At 59.9% G+C, this 18,891-nt stretch carries 9 protein-coding genes; 6 read left to right on the top strand and 3 right to left on the bottom strand.

Going from position 1 to position 18,891, the window contains the following annotated elements; translation table 11 throughout:
* The first annotated feature begins 202 nt into the window (after nt 1–202).
* Both Mal15_RS30535 and fusA read left to right on the top strand, forming a co-directional pair.
* On the top strand, nt 203–1,171 hold the full coding sequence (locus Mal15_RS30535) for a 3-keto-disaccharide hydrolase (protein ID WP_147871220.1): 969 nt from the start codon (nt 203–205) through the stop codon (nt 1,169–1,171).
* A 330-nt stretch (nt 1,172–1,501) separates the two neighbouring features.
* A complete protein-coding gene (fusA, locus tag Mal15_RS30540; RefSeq protein ID WP_147871221.1) occupies nt 1,502–3,550 on the top strand; it encodes an elongation factor G in 2,049 nt (682 codons plus the stop codon).
* 332 nt (nt 3,551–3,882) lie between these two features.
* Here fusA and Mal15_RS30545 read toward each other — a convergent pair whose 3' ends face one another.
* The 3 genes from Mal15_RS30545 to Mal15_RS34305 form a co-directional block, all read right to left on the bottom strand.
* Nucleotides 3,883–6,555, bottom strand: coding sequence for a spermidine synthase (locus Mal15_RS30545; RefSeq protein WP_147871222.1), 2,673 nt, complete (start codon nt 6,553–6,555; stop codon nt 3,883–3,885).
* A gap of 200 nt (nt 6,556–6,755) precedes the next feature.
* A complete protein-coding gene (locus Mal15_RS30550; protein ID WP_233903124.1) occupies nt 6,756–8,186 on the bottom strand; it encodes an isoaspartyl peptidase/L-asparaginase in 1,431 nt (476 codons plus the stop codon).
* A 128-nt stretch (nt 8,187–8,314) separates the two neighbouring features.
* Nucleotides 8,315–8,632: a hypothetical protein gene (locus Mal15_RS34305; protein ID WP_167546535.1), complete on the bottom strand. Its 318-nt coding sequence runs from the start codon at nt 8,630–8,632 to the stop codon at nt 8,315–8,317.
* 40 nt (nt 8,633–8,672) lie between these two features.
* On the opposite strand from Mal15_RS34305, the gene Mal15_RS30555 reads away from it, so the two are divergent.
* Genes Mal15_RS30555 through Mal15_RS30570 form a run of 4 tightly spaced genes read left to right on the top strand, consistent with a single transcriptional unit; the run spans nt 8,673 to nt 18,828 of the window.
* On the top strand, nt 8,673–11,063 hold the full coding sequence (locus tag Mal15_RS30555) for a DUF1592 domain-containing protein (RefSeq protein WP_233903125.1): 2,391 nt from the start codon (nt 8,673–8,675) through the stop codon (nt 11,061–11,063).
* A gap of 9 nt (nt 11,064–11,072) precedes the next feature.
* Entirely contained in the window at nt 11,073–12,440 is a 1,368-nt protein-coding gene (locus Mal15_RS30560) for a DUF1552 domain-containing protein (protein WP_147871224.1), read from the top strand.
* Nucleotides 12,437–13,669: a hypothetical protein gene (locus Mal15_RS30565; RefSeq protein ID WP_233903126.1), complete on the top strand. Its 1,233-nt coding sequence runs from the start codon at nt 12,437–12,439 to the stop codon at nt 13,667–13,669. The genes Mal15_RS30560 and Mal15_RS30565 overlap by 4 nt, the downstream gene beginning before the upstream one ends.
* 26 nt (nt 13,670–13,695) lie before the next feature.
* The gene (locus Mal15_RS30570; RefSeq protein WP_147871226.1) at nt 13,696–18,828 is read left to right on the top strand and encodes an esterase-like activity of phytase family protein; all 5,133 of its coding nucleotides are present in this window, start codon (nt 13,696–13,698) and stop codon (nt 18,826–18,828) included.
* The last annotated feature ends 63 nt before the right edge of the window (nt 18,829–18,891 follow it).

Consider the following 18,891-nt stretch of genomic DNA (forward strand, 5'->3'; position numbering starts at 1 on the left):
GCCGGACGCAGTGCTCAGTCACCTAGCGCTGTGTTTCAATCGGAACAAAGCACTAGCAAGAAGTTTCGCCGAGAAAGCATCCGTTGCAAATTCTGTTCCGCCCCTATGATTGCCATCGGAAATGCCGACGGCAGGTCGGGTGACACGATAAACTTTCCAGACGGTTCTCAGTACAAACACCCCGATATTTTTGAGCTCCCCGATGAAATATGCACTCAGTTTGTCATTTCTGTTCGCGTTAGCGACGGCTTCAATCGCGAAAGAAGACGAGCAAGACGTCTACATCACCCCCGACGCCGCCCCGGCCTCGTTTCAACTCCAAGGCGAATACCAGGGGCAGGCCGGCGACAAAGGCCGCACATACGCGGCACAAATCATCGCGCTCGGCAACAACAGGTTTCATCTGGTTGCCTACCAGGGGGGGCTGCCCGGGGACGATCAAAGCCACAAAAACATCTTCTTCAAAGCCGACGGAGAGCTTGACGGCGACGCTGTTACCTTTGCGCACGAAGACTTCCTCATCGCGGTCTCCGGCGGCCAACTGCACGTGACCAACGCAAGTGGCAAGAAGATTGTGCGGATCGATCGAATCGTGCGCAAGAGCCCCACGCTAGGTGCTCAACCGCCCGAGGGAGCATTGGTACTCTTTGACGGCAGCAACGGCGACGCGTTCGAAGGAGCCCAAGTCGACGAGGGGCTGCTGCTGGCCGACACGTTTAGCAAACAGAAGTTCGGCGACCACACGATGCACCTGGAGTTTCGCACCCCGTACAAACCCAGCGGGCGCGGCCAAGGACGCGGAAACAGCGGTGTTTACGTTCAAAGCCGCTACGAAATCCAGGTCCTTGATTCATTCGGGTTGGCCGGTAAAAGCAACGAGTGCGGTGGGATTTACAAGATCGCCGAACCCAGGGTCAACATGTGCCTGCCGCCGCTGCAGTGGCAAACCTATGACATCGATTTCACCGCAGCACGCTACGACGACGAAGGCAACAAGACCGCCAACGCACGCGTGACGGTCAAGCACAACGGGGTGGTCATTCATGACGACCTGGAGTTGCCACAGCACACCCCAGGCCGCCACCAAGAAGGCCCCGGTCCGGACAGCTTGTACCTGCAAGGCCACGGCAACCCGGTCTACTACCGCAATATTTGGGTCGTGAAAAAGTAGACGCGGAAATGTTTGTCTGTCAGAGGTCGTGTGGTTTTCAGATCCAGTTCTTTCCGAGGCTAAAAGCCGCACGACTTTGACAAGGAAGCGACTGCCCTAGACAAGTGAACAGGCGCGCGTCACTGCACAGACCGTGCCATTTTGCGCGCTTCAGCCGCCCAGGTGTTGAGGTCGCACATTCGTCGCGCCCTGGTTCACCGAGACTTCGCCGCGCGGCCATCGAACTTGTCGCTAAGGGCTACTTCGGCGCACCAAATGTACGCTAGATTGACCGCATCGGCCGGCGCATCGAGTCGTGTTCGGCCAAACCGATTGACAAGGAGCTTCTCGATGGCCGTCCCTCCGCCAGAATTGATTCGGAATCTTTGTTTCTGTGGCCAGACCGGATCTGGAAAGACCACGTTGTGTGAACGTCTGTTGTTTGCCGCCGGCGAGATCAAGCGACTCGGCACGGTCGAAGAGGGCAACACGGTCAGCGATTTCACGGACGAGGAGCATCAGTACCAGCATTCACTCGCCCCCAGCATCGTTCACTTCTTTCACGAACAGCATCACGTCAATTTGATCGACACCCCGGGGATGTCCGATTTCATCGGCCACGCGATCGCCTGTTTCCCGGCGGTCGAAACGGTTGTGATTGTGATCGATGCGGCCAAGGGGGTCGAAAGCGAGACGCGTCGACTGATGCGGGTGGCGACCGAGCGGAATCTGCCGCGGATGATTTTGGTCAACAAGATCGACGTCGAAGAGGCCGATCTGGAAAAACTGACCCGACAGATTCGCTCGGTCTTCGGCGACGTCTGCTTGCCGATCAACATGCCCAAGCCGGACATGTCGGGGGTGGTCGAGGTTTTCGAGACGGACGCCCATGACGTGACCGCATTCAGTTCGGCCGAAGCGGCGCACACCCAAATCGTCGAACAGGTGGTGGAAGTCGACGAGCACTTGACCGAGACCTATCTGGACGCCGGTGCCAACCAGCTCGACCCCAGCGAGTTGCACGACGCGTTTGAGCGTGCGCTCCGCGAAGGCCACCTGGTCCCGATCGTTTACGCGTCGGCGAAAACCGGTGCGGGGATCGAGCACTTGCTGCACGTCACCGCATCGCTATTGCCCAGTCCGTTGGAAGGGAATCCGCGGCCCTTTATCAAGGGCGGCCAGCCGCTGAAGACCGAATTCGATGCCGACAAACCCACGATCGCACACGTCTTTCAAGTCGCCACCGACAAACACGTCGGAAAGCTGGGGATCTTTCGAGTGCACCAAGGCATTGTGCGTCAAAAATCCGAACTGTTCATCGATGACGGACGCAAACCGCTTCGCATCAGTCACGTGATGCGGCTGCAGGGAAAGGACCACAAAGAAACCGAGGCGATCGGACCGGGCGAGATCGGCGCGATTTCCAAGGTCGACGAAATCCACTTCGACGGGGTCCTGCACGACGGGGCGACGCCCGAAGACCCGCCGCTGTTGCTGCCCTTGGAATTGCCAAAGCCGATGTACGGATTGGCCGTCGAATTGAAAAGCCACACCGACGAAACAAAATTTTCCGCGGCGATGCACAAGCTGCAAGACGAAGACCCCTGCTTGAAACTCGAACGCGTCGCCGCAACCAAGCAAACCGTCCTGCGTGGCCTGGGCGAACTGCACCTCAGGATCGTCTTGGAAAAGCTGGCCAATCAGTACGGAATCGAACTGCTGACGTCGCAGCCCAAGGTCGCTTACAAGGAAACGATCACGTTGCCGGCCGAGGGCCATCATCGCCACAAGAAACAGACCGGCGGAGCCGGTCAGTTCGGCGAGGTCTACTTGCGAGTCGCTCCCCTGCCGGACGATCACCCGACGGGATTCGAGTTCGAAAACAAAACGGTCGGCGGTTCCATCCCGAAACAGTTTATGTCTTCGATCGAAAAAGGCGTCCGCCAAGTGCTCGACGACGGGGCCGTGGCCGGGTACCCGATGACCGGCGTTCGCGTCGAAGTCTACGACGGCAAACACCACGAAGTGGACAGCAAGGAAATCGCGTTCATCACCGCGGGGCGGAAGGCATTTATCGATGCGGTCCTGAAGGCTCACCCAGTCCTGCTGGAACCCTACGGGAACGTCGAGGTCCACGTGCCCGGTCAGTACCTGGGCGATGTCACCAGTGACCTGTCGGTCCGACGTGGACGCGTCACCGACACGCAAATGGAGGACGACCGCTGCACGGTCAAGGCCGTCGCGCCGCTGAGCGAGTTGCAATCGTACGCCAACCAGCTCAAAAGCATCGCCGCCGGATCCGGGTCGTTCACCGTGGAGCACAGCCACGAAGAACCCGCGCCACCCAATGTCCAACAAGAAGTCATCGCCGCCTATCGCCCCAGCCAAGACGACGACTAGCTGGACAGCGCCGCGTTGACGTGGCTAAGCTCGCCAGAGCGTGGAAAATCTCAGGGATCCACCTTCTGGCGAAGGTAGCTACGTTTGACCGGCGATTTACGATGTTTTTTGTCCAATGTGGCGTTGTCCAGCTAGAGCTTGGTTTTGGGTAGTGGACGAGGCGACGAGTCCATTCGGACGGCGCGCAGCGAGGACTCCTCGCGTCGTCCACTACCGTTTACCCGAATCATTGCCTTGGAACGCACTGCAGGTGTGGCTCCAGCCACACCTGCAGTGCGTGCAACCGGAGGCTCCGCCTGGGCCGCGCAGAACGTCGCCACTCACACGAACTCTCACCACGACAGCAATTCCCACAGGCCGGAATAATCATCGGTCCATAGCAGGACCGTTTCCTCGTCGCGCCACGGTTCATACGACGGACTTGACCTCAATTGATCGGCGACCTGCGAGAAACCCGTCAGCAGCACCCAGGTCGACGCGAACACGCCTGCCGACGTGTCTTTGTCGTTGCTGATGCGAACGGATTGCCAATCAAGCGTGTCGGCCAAACCGCGAACCACCGGTCCCAGTTCGAGAAATCGATTCGAAATGTGGATCGCCAAAATGCCGTCTTCGGCAAGGTGCGCCCGATAGATTTCTCCACACTCCGCGGTTAGCAAGTGCACCGGGATCGCGTCGCTGCTAAAAGCATCGATCGCCAAGACATCCAATCGTTGGCGTCGGTCGTTTTGAAGCTCGCGTTCCATCACGATTCTCGCATCTCCCAGCCGCACTTCCGTGCTCGCCGCGGAACCCTGCAGGTAAGTAAAAAACCGTCCGGACAGTTCCTGGACCGCAGGATTGATCTCGTAAAACCGAAACGTGTCGTTCGCTTCGCCATACGCTGCGATCGTGCCGGTTCCCAGTCCGACGACACCGACCCGGATGGGCTGCCCCTGCACCTTGCCGCCACGGACCGCCTGGATTGCCCGACCGATGCCGCTTTCTTTTCCGTAGTAAGTCGTCGGCAGCCGTCTCCAGTCGTCATCGTCGTATTGAACGCCGTGAAGGATCTGGCCATGTTCCAATCGGTACCGGGCGGGTATCGCGACCCCGTCGTCTTCCCAGGCTGGACGGTAGTCAACGCTTAAAACGCCGTAAAAGTTCCGCGACCGGTGGACCTCGCCGCGCGACCTTGTTTGGGCAACCTGCCATAACTCGTACCCCATGATCGCCACCAACGCGGCCACCGGCCCCCAGTAGCACATGCCCGAAAGCCCACCGCCGAGCAACCTCTCGCGCAACGAATCTCGCCCCGGCGACCAAAGCCTTTTGACTCCCCACTGGACAACCACGCCCCCCAGCCCGATTAACGCCACCGTGATGACTTGCGTCGACGTCAGCACGTCTCGTTGATACGCCAGCGTGAGTAACAGAATCGCATACGCAAGGATCAGGGCACGCGTTAGCAAGCACTGGCTTCGTTCACTCCGTCGTCCCAGCATCGACAACGCCACGAAAGCGACGACCCAGGCTAGGACGGAGGCGAACGCAAATTGGCTGCTTCGGCCGATTGTCATGACCTCCGGAGATCGCCACGCTCCCCAACCGACCATCCAAACGATCGGCACGGCAACCCATGGATACCACTCCCATGCCGAAATCGATTTTTCAGTTCGAGTTCCGATCGCGGTCAGCCCCAGCAGAATCGACACGCCCAGTCCGCCGAACATCGCGACTTGATCGATTGGACGCAGGGACTCGTGATGCGGATGCCAAATCAGCGTCACAGCCGCAATGCACGTTGCCATCGCTCCCCCGGCCCAAAACCAAAACGTCGCCGACGGTGCCTCGTCCCAGATTCGATGTCGGCACGCGGCGATCAATGCGACCGCGCAACAGGCGACAAGGCTGATCTGGAATTCCCAATACCCCGTGAAAAAACTCGTCGCCACGACGGCCACCAAAAATCCGCCCAGTGCACCCCCGGCGGCGATCACCAGATAGAACAGCGTCAAGTGTCGTGGATCGGGACGCGAGTGAACGAGTTCGCCGTGGCAAACCATACAACAGGCGAATTGGACGGCCGAAAAGATCGCCACTTGCTCGACCAATGCGACGTCCGCGCCCGAAACGATCGCCCAGCACGCGAGCGGCGCGCATGCCATCAGCAACAGCCCAAACACCCGGCGGTCATACCACTTCGGGTGATCAAAGCAAATGATGAAGGAAATCAAATACAAACTGAGCGGCAAGATCCATAGAAAAGGGACGGCGGCGACATCAATGCACAGCTGATTCGTCGTCGCGAGCAGCATCGACGATCCGGATGCCGACAGACAGAGCCACAGCAACACAAGCAACACGCCGGGCTTCTCGGTTGAGGCCGCGGCGGTGATTGAATCGCCCTGTCCACCCGCTCGGTCGGGAACGCGTGCGGCCGGATCACTTATTAGCATCTGGACAGCGCACCACGCCGCGGCGCACGCAAACACGACGTACAGCGAGGTCCACGAGACAACTTGTTGGCCCAGCGTGAACCGGGGCTCGATTGCAAACGGATAGCTTAGCAATGCCAACAGCGACCCGATGTTTGACAACGCGTACAAACGATACGGCGAGCGGCCCGGCGACGTCTGGCTGAACCACCTTTGCATCAACGGGCCCGTCGATGCCAGCACGAAATACGGTCCGCCCACGGTCGCTACCAGCACCAACAAAATCCGCGCAAGCGGCGATTGGTCGATCCCGGGCTTCCATGAATCATCCGGTGCGATCGGCAACAGCAATACGGAAGCCGCCAACACCGCCAAGTGAACGATCGCCTGGGTGCGGACCTTCAGCTTTGACGAAAGCAGATGCGAATAAAGATAACCGCCCAGCAACACCGATTGAAAAAACAGCAGACAGCTTGTCCAAATCGACGGGCCTCCGCCGAACCAAGGCAGAATGTAGCGACCGATGATCGGCTGGACCTGAAACAGCAAAAACGCGCTGGTGAAAATCGTCAGGGCATAGCGAAGCATCGAGCGGATTGATCAGTGAAAATGAGTGGGGAGGGATTCATCGGACGGGCATGCGCGATAGCGTCTAGCGTTGAGGGTCCGTCAGCTTAGGGCGATGCTTTTCTTGGGGTACGATGGCCCTTCCGGGCCGGCGCTGCTTCGCCGCGATCGCAGGCGGCTAAACGGCCTGTTGCTCCCAATTCTGTAGGATTGGCAAGGCACTACTGCGGATTCTGCACCGATGTGTGGTCATGCACGATCCGCCAGCCTTCGGGTTGTCGGCGAAAGACCAATGTGAATCGCCCGCCCAAGTCTTCATCGTCGCGTTTGAGCGTCCAGACGCCGAGCACTTGAAACGCGTCGTCGTCTAATCGCAGGAACTCCAGATCCGAAAATGCGACGCTGCCCATCGCTTCCTGGTCCGGATAGCGTTGCCGGTAGCGGTCCCGGGTGGAATCCCAGCCCCGAGTGACGTTTCCGCCGGAGACGAACGTCAACCGCTCATTTTTCCAATAGGCGTCCATGAACCGGTCGATGTCGCCGGCGTTCCAGGCGTCCGCTTGTCGGTCGATCAATCGACGAATCGCCGTTTCGTCCGCATCGTCGGTGTGGCCGGCAACTGGCAGATCGTCAGCCGCGTCGTTCGATTCCGGTCGGCCGCCGTTGTCGAGAACAAGCTGTGTTTCGAATCGTCCGCCGCTATCAGCCGCACCGCAGCTCATCCCCGGCGTGTTGTGCTGCATCACGATCTGGCCGTCGTGGGAAACACAGATCAAACCTCCAATGCCGGGTTTGAGCCGCTCGGTCATGACCTCGGTGACTGCCGACTCGAGCGACAGGCCGGCGTACAACATCTGTGCGGAGATGTCATACGCCACCGCGTTGCGGATGTACTCTTCGCCCACGCCGGTCCCCGAGACGGCACAGGACGCATTGTCCGCAAACGTTCCGGCGCCGACGATCGGTGAATCGCCGACACGTCCAGGCAACTTTTTCGCCGTCCCTCCGGTGCTGGTTCCCGCGGCCAGGTTTCCGGCCGAGTCGAGCGCCACACAACCGACGGTGCCGAAATGGGGATCCTGGCCGGTATCGGTCGACGAATTCGATCGCCCGGGGCGGCGGCTTAGAAAGTACTTCGGATCGACCAAGGGAACGTTTTGCGATGCCGCGAACGCATCGGCGCCGGGGCCGGCCAAGAGCACATGTTTGGTTTCGGTCATCACCAGTCGCGCCGTCGAGATCGGATTCTTGATCGTGGTGACACCCGCGATCGCCCCACAAGCTCGTGTTCGTCCGTCCATGATCGATGCATCCAGCTCGGCGTTGCCTTCCTTCGTCAGCACCGCGCCGCGGCCCGCATTAAAACTGGCGTTGTCTTCCATCGACCGGATCACGGCTTCGACGGCGTCGAGTGCGGATCCGCCGCCGGCCAGCAGGTCGCGACCGATCGTGAGCGCTGCCTCCAGCCCCTCACGTCGCGCGCTGCGTTTTTCATCGTTCCACTTGGATGGATCACCGCCCGCACCGCCGTGGATCGCGATCGCCCAACGCGTCGGACCTGCGGTTTGGGCATGGGCGGGATTGGTCGTCGGAGACTCGATGCAGGTGCTAACCATCAAGACAACCATGACAACGCTGATTGTTCGGATCATCAGTACGACCGTGAATGGGGGCCGGGGGAATCATGGCTGGATTTTAATCGATTCGCCACGTGGTGAGTGAAACGACCACGCCCCAACGACCGGCGTTTCTTGCCAACCGGGACAGAATCAGTGCGTCATCACGGACAGGTCCAGGTCGACTGGAACAGTTCGGGCCGGCCAAACCGCGCGGACCGATCGCCACGAATGATTTGTACAGTGGATGCTGGCAGCCGTGTTGGAAAACTCTTATGCTGGTGCGGCAGTGCCATACCGAATCTGCAAGGCGGGTCACGTTCGCTTGGTTCTTTTTCCAAGCGCGCGGTGCGGACGCATCTCGGTACAGGGGTTGAATCGAGCATTTTTGTTCGACGTTTTTTCGTTCGTCCGATGTACATCACGTCAGCGAGGGCGTTCACACATTCAATGGCGAAATCATTGTCTTCGGTGTCACTCATGAGCCCTCCTTTTCTTAACATCAAGCCAACCGCCGCGGCTTTGCTTGTCTCATGCGGTTTGCTCGCCACGTCCGCGTCTGCCGAGAGACTTGACGCCAAGGTCGAATCCTTTATCGAGACGCACTGTATCACGTGTCACGACGAAGACGCCGCAAATGGGGATTTCCGCGTCGACAACCTCTCGCCGAAAGTCGGCTTTGAAGACACGCCGCAATGGGTCGAGGTGATGGAGCGGATCCAGTCGGGCGAGATGCCTCCGGAGGACGCATCGCCACAACCGACGGCGGATCAGCGTGCGGAGATCATCGAATGGATCGCGGCACGGATCAAGGAAGGCGAATCGGCGCGGATGGCGAAACGCGACCGGGTGTCGTATCGGCGGCTGACGCGGGAAGAGTACGTGTACACGATCCGCGATTTGATCGGCGTCGAGTACGATGCAAGCGATCCCGGGGGGCTTTTCGAAGATCCGCAGTGGCACGGATTCGAACGGATCGGTTCGGTGCTGACACTCTCGCCCTCGCACATCGAAAAATACATCATTGCGGCCGAAGTGATCCTGGACGAAGCCTATCCGGAGCAGCCGATCGCCTACGTCGAAGCCGGCAAGCGGGCGGCGGAGGTCAAGCAGAATGCCCCTCATTTCCAACGGCTCCACGCCGACGGCTTGCTGGACAAGGTCCGGTTTCCACTGACGACGTCGGGCCAGATTTATCGGTATTCCAATCCCTGGCGCGGCCCCGAGCGAAGGTTTCCCGGTCCCGGCGTTTACGAAATCAGCTACACCGTCTGCGGTTTGAAGCCGGTCAACGGGATCGCGCCCCGGATGGCGGTGATCGAACCCGAACTGGACCGCGTGCTGTTCCAGCAGGACATCATCGCGTCCGAAGACGCTCCCGTCACCGTAACGTTTCGCGCCCACTTTCCGAATCCGCCGGGACGCCCGCCGACCATCCACGTGATGAATCAGAACAAGGTTCCGAATCATCCGCGAACCAACGCCGGCAGCCGGATCCCATTCATCACCACCGGGCATCGCCGCGCCCCCTGGCAGATGAAGATCACCAACCAGGATGGCAGCCCGCGGTACCCGATCCTGATCATCGATTCACTTTCCATTCGCGGTCCGATCGTCACCGACCAGGAACAACGGCGTCGCGAGGAATACATGGCAACCGAAGAATCGCTGACGGCGGCTGGTGACAGTCTGGCCAGGTTGGCTGGACGTGCCTTCCGGCGACCGCTGAAAGCGGATGAATTGCAGATCTATCTTCGGATCGTCAAAGGGGAACTCGACGCGGGTGAGTCGTTTCGCAATGCCGTCAAAACAGGCATGGTGGCAATCCTCTGTTCAAAAAGTTTCCTGTTCATCGCCGAGGGAGACGAAGAATCGGATCGGCGTGAATTGAACGATTGGGAACTGGCAACGCGACTGTCGTACCTGCTGTGGAGCACCATGCCCGATGACGAACTGTTTTCGCTTGCCGAAAACGGGCAACTGCGCGACCGGAGCGTCCTGCAGCAACAGTTCGATCGCATGCTCGCCGACCCCCGTTCGGAACGATTCATGCGTTCGTTTTCATCCCAATGGTTAAACCTGCGCAAGGTGGGGATGTTCCCGCCGGACAAGAACCTGTACCCGAACTACGACGATCACCTGGAGCAAAGCATGATCGGCGAGAGTCGGGCGTTCTTTGCCGAAGTGTTACAGCAAGGGCTGACCTTGCGTGAATTCATCGACTCCGACTGGACGATGGTCAATCCGCGTCTGGCCCGTTTTTACGGGATTCCCGAAGTGACCGAAGACCACTTCCAGCGCGTCGCGTTGCGGCCGGAACACCATCGTGGCGGTCTGCTGACGCACGCCTCGGTGCTTTCGCTGACGTCCGATGGAACACGTCACCGCCCCGTGCATCGTGGCGCGTGGGTCTCCGAAGTGTTTCTCGGCAAGGACCCCCCGCCTCCACCGGCGAACGTCGATCCCATCGAACCGACTCCGACCGACGCCCCCAAAGCGACCTTGCGGATGAAACTGGAAGCGCACAAGCATCATCCGAATTGCGCCTCGTGCCACCGCAAGATCGACCCGCTCGGATTAGCCTTCGACCACTACAATGCAATCGGACAGTGGCGCACACATGAAAAGGTCGAAGGGACCGGCGACGACCCGCCGGTCGATGCCAGTGGCCAGCTGCCCGACGGCCGTAGCTTCGCAGACGCCAAGGAATTCCAACAATTGTTGATGGCGGACCTCGACGCGTTCAACCGGACCTTTATCGAAAAACTGGCAATCTACGGCATGCGACGGACGATGACGATTGACGACCACGAGGGATTGGATGCGATCGCCGCAATCAGCCGTGAAAACAACTACAGCGTCCGCGCGATCCTCGAAGCGTTCGTCCTGTCCGACCTGTTTCAAAAACGATAGCGAGACTCCATGAATATCCTGAAGAGAAACTGGCGTCTCGACCGCCGGCACGTGCTGCGAGGAATCGGCGCCAGCATCGCGTTGCCCTTGCTGGACTGCATGGCCGACGGAGCAGAGCTGCCGACTCCGACGCAACCCAAACGCAGCGTGTTTCTGTACATCCCCAACGGCGTCAACACGTTGACGTGGCAAATCCAGAATGCCGGCACGGATTACCAGTTCACCGCGCCGCTGGCTTCGTTGGAGCGACATCGTCAAGACATCACGCCGATCAGCGGCCTGCACCATCCCATGGTGCTGGGAAAACATCACAATTGCGACAAGGTGTGGCTGACCGGGGCCGACGTTCCTTCCTCCGGCGGCTCGTTTCGCAACACCGTCTCGGTCGATCAGCTGATGGCCGAAGTCCAAGGGGTTTCCACGCGATTCCCGTCGCTCGAACTTGCGATCGAAGGGCATTCACTCGCCTGGTCGCGCGACGGTGTGCAGCTGCCCGCCGATCGCAACGTTAAAACGGTTTTCCAGCGCATGTTTGTCGGCGAACAAGGTGGCAAAGATGTCGTTCGCCGTCGCCTGAACCGACGCGGCAGTATTCTTGATGCGGTCATGGACGACGCCCGTCGAACAAACCAGAAAATGGGCTCGGCCGATCGCAATAAACTCGACGAGTATCTGACCGCGGTGCGTCAGGTGGAAATCCGCACCGAGCGGGCCGATGCCTGGCTGGACGTTCCCCGCCCCGAATTGCCGCGCGGGACGGAAAACCGGTTCTCCGCAAAGCTGGATATCAGCCGAGTCCGGGAATACCATCGCATCTTCTTTGACCTAATGGTGCTCGCGCTCCGCACCGACATGACACGCGTCATCACCTGCATGATTTGCAGCGAATCCAATGGCGGCGCGATCCCCGACATCGGCATTTCCCAGACCCGGCACGGCCTGTCGCACCACAACGGTGACCCGGAACAGCTGCGGCGGCTCACCCAGACGGACACCTTTCTGGTCGAGCAACTGAGTTATTTCCTGGACCAGTTGAAAGCTCACCAGGAAGACGACGGAAACCTGTTGGACACCACGCAGGTGCTGTGGGGCAGCGGCATGTCCTACGGCCACAGCCACGGCAACGCCAACCTGCCCACGATCCTGGCCGGTGGTCGCAAACTCGGCTGGAAGCACGGCCGGCATCTCGATTTCAATCTGCCGATCATCGGCCAATACAACGTCGCCGACGCCGGTGCTCACTACAAGATCTGCGGCCGACCGGTCGACAGCAACGCGCACCTGAGCAATCTGTTCCTGACGATGCTGCACCGCGTGGGCGTCCAAGCGGATCGGTTCCAAGATAGCCTGGGGACGATCTCGGAGATCGTGGCATGATGCCGATGCGAAGTTTCCTGTTTCTGTTCCTGGTTCTGGCGGCGGCGACTGGGTTTGCGACCACAGCGGCTGCAGACGATCCGGCGGCAGACGATGCGGCTGAGCGATTCCGCACCGACGAAAACCAGGACCAAAACCTGCCCTGGTACCAACCGGTCAAAGGCGAGTTTCCACCCGAGGGCTCGGCGCACGCCATCAAGGGTGAACTGATCTGGGCCGATCACGTCGAACGCGAGTTGCACCTTCGCGTCGACCGAGACGACTCGCAGGGCGCCGGCGTCAAGGACCTGCCGTTATTGCTGACGATGTTGCCGTACGGTTCGATCCAGTACAACGGCCAGCCGGCGGCACTGCAAGACATTCCTCTGGGTACGCATCTTCACACCTGGTGTTACCCGATCGCCCCGGACGACGATCGCCCGCCGCTGGCGCGATGGCACGATCGAATTTCACCGGAATCAGAGTTTCGACAATGCATCCGGATCGAGGATGACTTCAGTTACCACACGCGGCGGAATCAAGTTTGGCGCGTGGACGACGTCGATCGTGAGTCGATGAAGCTGACGGCAACGTTGCGAGTCGACGGCCAAAGCGATGGCGATGCGAAACAATTCGATCTGCTGGAGAGCACGGTGGTATACCGGGGCAATGGATTCGGCACGTTGTCCGACATTCACGCCGGTCAGGAAGTGCAAATGAACCTGACCTGGGCCACGCTGTACGGGCCGGGCCGGGTGTTTCACATTTGGCTGGATCAGGAAAGCCGGGATCTGGCCGGCGATCGCCAGCGACGGCGGCATCGCGACCACATCCGCCAGCGCGGCATCCCGGGATGGGTCGACGCGGTGGATGACCAGGCATCGACGGTCACCGTCACGTTTTTCGATGGTCTGGACATGAGCCTGCTGGAGAGTTTCCATGAGATCGTCCCCGAGCCGCTGGGTTGGCCGACCTCCGGCGGTGCCAAAGATGACTTGAAACCCAAAGGGACGCTGGCAGTCGCTCGCTGGTCGCTGATGACCTACGAACCACTCAACGACCGCAAGGGCGGCAACATTCTGAAAATCGATCGGGTCCCGGTCGTGCAAGGTTGCTGCGGCGTGCAGATCCAACTGCAATGCGGCCTGCTGCTGGAAGGCTACCGCCCGGGTGAGATCGTGCGGTTTTTCCCAGCCAGTTGGCCATTCGTGGCGCTGCCGGCCGAAGAACGGTTCTTCGGTCGCGAATGAGCCCCCGTTCTTCAAACGTTCTTGTCATGATTCCTTTTGGCTATCACAGCGTCACTCTTGGTATCTGCACGCTATTCTTCTGGACACTGTTCTTTGGATCCGCGATCGCGGCCGAACTTCGCTTCGACGGTGTCCTCGCCAATTCGGGCGGCTCGGACGATTCCCTGGTCGTGTTTTCTGACAAACCCGCCGCCGGAATGGGACCGCTGTTGGACACGGAGAACACGCTTTGGGAACGTGGCGGTTCGACAAGGCTGAATCGTTACGCCCTCGACGGGCGGTTGCTCGCTTCGTATGAGCTTCCCGATGCCAACCACCAGTTCCGTGACCAGTTGACCTTGGCCGAAGAGCACTTGGTTTTGTTGCTCGGAAAAAACCTCTACCGCCTGCCGCTCGACGCCGTCCCCGGTAGCAAGGTGGAGCGAATCGAAGGTCGCGCAGATGTGCTGTCTCCGGGGTCTTTCCAAGGACGTGTTGCGATTGTCGCCGACCGCGAGTTGCTTTGGCTGGACCCGTTGAGTGGTGCAAGAACTTCCATCGCCACACTGGACGAATCCCCCCAGCATCTGTTTGTCAGCGCCGACGACGGAACGGTGTTCGTATTCTTCCGTGACAATGTCCGTGCTTGGCGTGACGGCACTCCGGTAGCCGGTTTCCCCAAGCCGTTCCGCGGCACACGTCCTCAGAAGATCGGACGGTTCTGGCATGCGCACGGCTGGCACGGAACGATTCACCGTTTCAATGAGCGATTCGAACCCGATCCCGGTGTCGTACTCGGCGGCGCGTCGGGGTCGTTCATCGGATACCTGCCGGCCAGCGCGGACATCAATCACGGCACGGGGCTGGTCCAGGTGACACCTGACCTGTTCGCGATTTCGGGACTGAAAGGGGTCGTTCAGTTGCTTCATTGGCAGGGCGATGAATCCCGCTTCGTCCCCGTACGCCGGATCGGTGCGCTCGCCGATGTCGCCGCTTTGGCGCTCGATTCGGCCGGCAACATTTGGACACCGCACGGCAGTCTGCGTTGGGATGACGGTCCGGAAACGCCGTTTTCCATCGGCGATGTGGAACCCCAACAGTTGACGCAGCCCATCGTCTTGGACGGTAGGACGGTTTGTTTCATCAAGACACATTACGGATCCGTTCAAAGCACGTGTGGTTCTGTCTTTGACACCAACGGCTGGTCGCGTTTTGAATGGAAAGGGATGCGCGGTGTCACGCTGGGCAACGGCAATCCCGGATCGACCGTTTACACCAACAGCAAGGGACAACGTCGCCTGCTCGTGACGCAACCCGATGGCCACACGCTAGATTTTTCCCTCGCCGAATCAGGCCATGTCGACGGCAATCCGACGCCGGTGCGTCTGCCGGGACTGCGTAACTGCACCAGTTTGGCGTGGCAGGACGGTCATCTGCTGGCAGCCGATCGCGGTACCATTGCGGTGTTGCGACCATCCGGCGAAACATGGGAACTGGTTCGCCGATTGCAAGGTTTTGGCGAATCGCTGTTCATTCATGGTGACGGAGTCCGCTTTGCGGTCAGCGATACCACGGGCGGACGCGTGCAATTATTCGAATCACTGTCTCGCGACTCCGTGATCGCCCAGTACGAGGGTTTGGACGCGCCGATGCAAGTGGCCCTGTCCGGTGATCGCATGGTCGTATTCGAATCCGGAAAGCAACGCCTGGTAAAACTTCGACTTCGCTCAGACGCGTCGACCGCGCCCCCTGCGGTAGCGTCCAAGCGAAATGCGAAAGCGGTGGCGGAGTTTCCCGAGGAAGCGTTTTATGACCTGCACCGCCCGGGAGAAATCCCCATCGCGGTGGCGATTTCCGATCGGATGCTCGGCGTACGCGTTCCCGACGATGTAGCCGCGAAAGTAACGCTCGGTGTGGCTAGTGACGGCGAAGCGTTTTGGACCGAAGACCGGATCGTCCGGCTCCCCAACGGCGATGCATCAAACCTGCGTCTGGCCGTAGCGGTGGAAACGCCCCACCGCCGCGAGCGGATCGGCTTTGTCGACAAACAACCCATCCATGCTCCGTTTTCAAAGAATCCGGCGCACTGGGCGCCGTTCGACCTGGACAACTATCGCGAAGTCATCGCGGAGCGCCGTGAACAGATCCGAATTGATTTCCAGCAGCCCGTCGACGGCAAGGCGAGCATTGTGATCGAAAACGAGAACGGGGACCGCGTTCGCAACCTGATCTCCGGCCAGTCGTTTTCCGCCGGTAACCACGGCGTCGTCTGGGACGGTCTGAACGAAGCCGGACAGCTCGTCTCGCCAGGTAACTATCGTTGGCGAGGCATCGCACATCCGGGGATTCAACCGGAGTTTCGCAAGCACTTTGCCGGCGGAATGGAACCGATCGACCGGCGTCCCTGGGGCCCGAACCACGGATTGCTCCACCACGCGGCGAGCAATGGCAAGAATGTCTTCTTCGCCGCTCCGGTGACCGAAGGCGGCTGGGCGCTGATGGCGCTTGATGCCGATGGAAATTTTGTGCAGGGATATGAACATCAGCATGGTTTCGGCATCGGTCACAATGCCATCGCAGCCGATCAACATTATCTCTATTGTGCCCAAGACGGCTTTCGCTGGGGCGGTAAAAACGGCATCGACTGGAGTTCAGATTCCTGGAAAGCATCCTGGGATCTATCCGTGGTCCGCTATGAGATCGCCAGTGGAAAAGTAGTCTCCTTCCCGGACGGACAACGCGCTCTGATTGTCGATAGCGTCCAGGTTGGGCCGCAGACCAGCCATCGCGACCTGAAAAGTTTTAATCTGGCGGGGCTGGCGATTCTGGACGACCAACTCTACGTCGGCTCTCGGGACAATCAGTGTGTGTGGGTTTACGACACAGCGACAGGGAAGCGGCTGAACACCGTGCCGCTGCCGGGCGTCCGTCATCTCGCCGCGGGCAACGGAAAGATCTTTGCCGCGACGGATTCCGGCATCGTTTCGCTGAGTGATCAAAAGCAGGTTTTCGACGCCAAGGAAATCGACATCGCGGGCCTGGCCGTCGCGCCCGACGGCGACTTCTGGATCAGCGACCATCACACGCATCAAGTGCACCACGTCTCCGCCTCGGGGCAGCGGCTCGCAGCGTTTGGGGAACCGGGCGGTCCGTACAAAGGAACCTATGATCCCCAGCGCATGGTCAACCCCGCCGGACTGGCCATCGGCCCCGATGGAAAGCTTTGGGTCACCGAAAAGCGTTGGAATCCCAAACGTATTCTGGCCTGGGATCTACAGAAACAGTCCGTCGTCTACGAAAAATTTGGCATGCCACATTACGGCGGCGTCGGTTCCGGTTTTGATCCGGAAAACCCGAATCGCTGGATCGGTCTCGGTTGCCTCTGGGATGTCGATATCGCCACCGACACGGCGAAGCCGACGCACGTCATGGCGATTGATGAAGGGCACTTCCGACGCTATCACCCGATGGGATACTGGTTCTTTCGCGAAGCCGGGCGAACGTTTCTCAGTACGCGAGGCAAGATTGCTCTGATTCTGGAACTGCTGGACGACGGGACCACCCGCCCCATCGCCGCGACAGCCAGCACGCATCAGTTTTCCTACGGATGTGAGTGGGACCCGCCGCAAGCCTACATCGACGCCTTCTACGCCCACTGGCCTGACAAACGTCGACAAGAACGCCCGGGGCACGGAACAGACGGGAAACCGTGGGCGGCCCGCGTCGGCGGCGTATTTTGGGTGGACCGCAATGGAGACGGCCAGACTCAGGTAGACGAGTTCAGCTTTACGAAGGAGGGCGTTCGCTACGGCGGTGGCCCCTGGGGATTTCGCCAGGACTCCCTGACCTTCCGAGTCCCCGCTTCGGTCGACGGGCAGGTGAAGATCGTGGAAATCGCACCGCGCGGGATGCTGGCCAACGGTATCCCGGATTACCCCTCGCTCAGCGAAGCACTGGAAACCGGCTCAACCGACGTCTCGCTAAGCTCTGGCTACCATCGCGAAAACGTCTCCACAGCGCGTGACCGTTTCGGCCGTTTCATCTTTAACTCCGAACCGGAATTGAACGCCTATGCGGACGACGGAAAACAACTGTGGACTTATCCGAATAGGTGGAGCGACGTTCACGGCTCGCACCAGGCGCCGCTGCCACAATCCGGCGTACTGCAAGGAACGATGGGCATCCTCGGCATGGCACCGCTGGATGACCAAGCGGACGTCTTCTTCCTGAACGGAAACCACGGACGATGTTTCCTGCTCACTTCCGATGGGGTTTATCTCGACGAATGCTTTACCGATGTCCGGGTGAGTTACGCGCAGAACGCCTACCGTTTGGGCGGCGAGATTTTCGGAGGGGTTTTCGATCGTTCGGCGAAAGACGACTCTTATTTCGTGCAGATCGGCCACGGACCCTATCGCATCTACCAGCTTCACGGTCTGGCCGAAACAAAACGGTTAAGCGGCAGCTCCCTGCCGGTTTCCCAAGCCCAGATTGCCGCGGCCGAGCGCGCCATGCTGCGATCGGTCGCCCAGTCACAGTCCGAAAAGGTCTTCCGCCTGCCCGGCGAAATCAGCTGGGACCAGAACGGAAAATTCAAGGCAACACTGAAGGCCTCGATCGACGGCGATCACCTGCATCTGATTTATCATGTCCAGGATCCCTCGCCCTGGATCAACAACGGCCGCGACTGGACCACACTGTTTGCCACCGGCGATACGGTGGATCTGCAAATCGGCGTCGATCCCGATGCCGACCCGCGGCGTCGTGGACCGGTCGCCGGCGACCAGCGACTGACGATCGCCCCACACGACGGCCGCGCGATCGCCGTGCTGTACCACCACCGTGGCGAGGGCGACAACCCGGTCGAGTTCACTTCGCCCTGGCGCGGCGAAACGGTCAACGACGTGCGACAGCTCGATGATGTCCAGATCGACGTCAAGACATCGTCGGGAGGCTACCGCGTCGACGCAAGAATCCCGCTAAGCGACCTGGGCTTGAATCCACAGGGCCGACTACGCGCCGACTTTGGCGTGACCTTCGGTGATGCCGAAGGACGCGAGACACAATTGCGTTCCTACTGGGCCAATCCGGCGACAATGCTAGTGGACGACATTCCCGGCGAAATCATGCTCAGCCCGAACCTGTGGGGCAAAGTGGACATGAACGGCGCGCTGAAGTAGCTACGCTCGCCAGAGCCTGGGAAACCCACGTTGACGTAGCCACGCTCGGTGCGAGCGTGGACA

Source organism: Stieleria maiorica, assembly GCF_008035925.1.
Taxonomy (GTDB): Bacteria; Planctomycetota; Planctomycetia; order Pirellulales; family Pirellulaceae; genus Stieleria; species Stieleria maiorica.